At 70.0% G+C, this 1,650-nt stretch carries 2 protein-coding genes; one reads left to right on the top strand and one right to left on the bottom strand.

Annotated elements, in window-relative coordinates:
• Positions 1 to 270: 270 nt before the first annotated feature.
• On the top strand, positions 271 to 1,080 hold the full coding sequence (locus KBZ10_RS28910; protein ID WP_247703159.1) for an IS5 family transposase: 810 nt from the start codon (positions 271 to 273) through the stop codon (positions 1,078 to 1,080).
• On the opposite strand, the gene KBZ10_RS28915 is transcribed toward KBZ10_RS28910, so the two are convergent.
• On the bottom strand, positions 1,019 to 1,528 hold the full coding sequence (locus KBZ10_RS28915; protein ID WP_210990708.1) for a hypothetical protein: 510 nt from the start codon (positions 1,526 to 1,528) through the stop codon (positions 1,019 to 1,021). The two genes, KBZ10_RS28910 and KBZ10_RS28915, sit on opposite strands and share 62 nt — an antisense overlap.
• Positions 1,529 to 1,650 lie beyond the last annotated feature (122 nt).

A 1,650-nucleotide genomic window follows, 5' to 3' on the forward strand; every position in this document is an offset into this window, starting at 1 on the left:
AGAGGTCGTTCTCTATCCGCTCGGGTGGTCGATCGGGCTTCGAACAGGGCGCTGGATCGGGTGACTTGGCGGCTGGTGGGGCATAGAGGAAGGGCCTCTTGGTAGCTCGCGGTTGTCGAATCCAGCGAGAAGCAAGAGGCCCTAGTGTCGAAGTGTCACGTGGTCGTGGTCGCCCAGTCCAGTTCGTCCACTCCTGGGTGTGACTGCCTCGCTCACCGGTTCGGGAACGCGGCCGACCGGCCCGAGCGCCGACGCCGGTACGACTCGGACATGAGTGATGCGGAGTGGGCACGGGTGCGGGATCTGCTGCCGGTGCCGGCCTGGATGGCGGGCCGGGGCGGCAGGCCGGAGGGCTACTGCCACCGGCAGATGATCGACGCGGTGCGCTACCTCGTCGACAACGGCATCAAGTGGCGGGCGATGCCCGCCGACTTCCCGCCCTGGCCGCGGGTGTATGCCTTCTTCGCCCGCTGGCGGGACCTGGGCCTGGTGGCCGAACTGCACGAACGGCTGCGCGAGGCCGTCCGCCGCTCGCAGGGGCGCAGGGGCGAGCCGAGCGCGGGCGTGGTGGACTCGCAGTCGGTGAAGGCGGACACCACCGTTACCCGTCTCTCGCGGGGCTTCGACGCCGGCAAGAAGATCAACGGGCGCAAGCGGCACCTGCTCACCGACACCCTCGGGCTCCTGCTGGCCGTGCTGGTCACGCCGGCGTCCACGACCGACCGGGACGCCTCCCGCGTCCTGCTCCCCGCGGCGAAGAGCCACTTCCGCGGTCTGGCGCACATCTGGGCCGATGGCGGCTACACCGGCCATCTCACCGACTGGACCGACCAGCACCTCGGAGTCGTCCTGGACATCGTCCGCCGCAGCGACGGCGCCCGGGGCTTCCAGGTCCTGCCCCGCCGCTGGGTGGTGGAAAGATCCTTCGCCTGGCTCCTGCGCAGCCGGCGCCTGGTGCGTGACTACGAACGACGCACCGACACCAGCGAGACCGTCGTCCTGTGGTCGATGACCATGCTCATGAGCCGCCGCCTGGCCGCCCAGCACCAACAACGTCCAGCTGAGGCGCGGGCAGCGTGAAGCGGCCGGGCTTGTCCTCCACCAGCCAGCCCCGTTCCACCAGCCGCTTCAGCCGGGCCCGCGCGCCCTCGACCCGGGAAGCCACAGCGCTGTCCCAGCCCAGCACCACCGCCGCCCGCCGGGCACCGAGCCCACCGGATCCCGCCTCCACGGCGGCGGCCATCAACCCCTGGTACTCCACCGACAACACCTCGACGCCCGGAGCGTCCTGGCGATGAGGCACCGCCCGGCGTGATCCCACCGGCTTCTTCTTCGAGGCAGCGTCGGTCACCTCGGGCAACGCCTCCGCCTCGGCCAGCGCCTCCAGATACTGCTCCAGACCGATCACCCGTCGCCGGAGCACCTCTTCCGCCTCCGCCAGGGCCGCCCGCACCCTCTCCAGCTCGGCTTCGAGGTCTTCCACCCGCACCGCCGCAGTCTTCCGCCGCGCTTCCAGGACTGCCCGCATCGACGGCATCTGCCACCCCCAGGACATCTCGGCCAACAACGGACCCAGACTCCCGCAGCAACCGTTATCTCATGCCTGACCAGCAGAAACTGCACATGAGGTTCGGAAAGAGAACGGCCTCT

The organism is Streptomyces sp. F63 (genome assembly GCF_018070345.1).
In the GTDB taxonomy this organism is placed as follows: Bacteria; Actinomycetota; Actinomycetes; order Streptomycetales; family Streptomycetaceae; genus Streptomyces.

What these genes read in the sequence shown, in the direction of transcription:
- KBZ10_RS28910 (WP_247703159.1), top strand. Translation starts at nt 271, where the DNA reads ATGAGTGATGCGGAGTGGGCACGGGTGCGGGATCTGCTGCCGGTGCCG.
- KBZ10_RS28915 (WP_210990708.1), bottom strand. Translation starts at nt 1,528, where the DNA reads ATGCGGGCAGTCCTGGAAGCGCGGCGGAAGACTGCGGCGGTGCGGGTG.